Raw genomic sequence first — 1,189 nt, forward strand, 5'->3', positions numbered from 1 at the left:
TTGCTTCAGCTTGCGTTTCCAAGGTTAACCAATCTGTCATGCCATGACGCATCGCTACAACAACGCCACCAGCACCATATTCATTCGATGCGTTTCCAAAATCTTCTCTGAGCGCACCAATACTGGCACTGTAGGAAGTAAATCCTGTTTTCAACAAATCGGAAGAGAGGAAAAACGGGCTGGTCATGACCGTTTGTCGGCCTTGAGCATCAGTCGCAATGACGGTTGCTTCACCCGCGCCAGAGATCATAGGAATGTCGTTAATAACGAAAGGGCCTGGCCCGACGGCCATTGAGTCGGTTTTACAGGCATTGATGAATAAATCCAAGGTCGTGGGCGCAGTGACCTCACCATAAAACGCTGGCAATGGCGTCGTCACTACGTCGGGGCGCATAGAAAAGTCATGCGACAACTGAATGCCCGCCATTCTCACCGGCTGACTCCAAGACAAAGGACGGACGATGTAGTCTCCGACTTCCAAACGAAGTCGGCGCGCCTGATTGGCGTACTCATACCCTGTATCGAAACGGGTGTATTGACTGCTTTGCTGAGACTGAACATCGCGGTGAAAATTGGATTTAAATATTCCCGTTGTAGAAAAAACACCAAACTCAGAAAAGGCTCTGATTTCATGATCGATAGAAACCTCCTTTTGTTGGCTTTCGTTTTCATACACACCAAAAACGTTGTAGTTAAACAGTCCCCCACGACCAAACTTAGCTGGAGAAAATCGCCCCATGTCGTGTGCAGATAAACTCTGCATCGGCAGCCAGTTCGGCGGAACGTCGATCGCCAGTTGCAGTGACGATTGCAAATAACGCACGTTAACCCCAGCGATGGAAGAAACGTCAATCCTGTCTTCCGTTCCTGGCAACGATTGGGCCGTAACGCCAACCGCTATGATAACTTGCCGCTGGAGAAAGTACTGCTCGCCAATGCGCTCGACTTCGGTAATATGCCCCGTCGCTCTTTGATTGATCACCAATTCTAGTTTCAAGCTAATATTGTTAAACTTATCAAAAGAAAAGTTTTCAGGACTCGGTAACTCAGAAAAACTGTTGGGTGAGTTCGCACAAAGGCCAATATTGCTCCACGCCATACTTAGTAATCCAAGCCAAAGCAAGACATACATTTCATTGCGTCTGTTCATTATTATCATTATTGCGTCAATGGTATTTTGTAGCGTTTA

Annotated in this window: 1 protein-coding gene; it reads right to left on the reverse strand. The window is 47.2% G+C overall.

Going from position 1 to position 1,189, the window contains the following annotated elements:
• Positions 1 to 1,099: fimbria/pilus outer membrane usher protein (locus R7P67_RS25375; protein WP_318086391.1), on the reverse strand; the 1,099-nt coding region annotated here is incomplete at its 3' end.
• Positions 1,100 to 1,189 lie beyond the last annotated feature (90 nt).

The sequence above is a fragment of the Vibrio sp. Vb0937 genome (genome assembly GCF_033338855.1).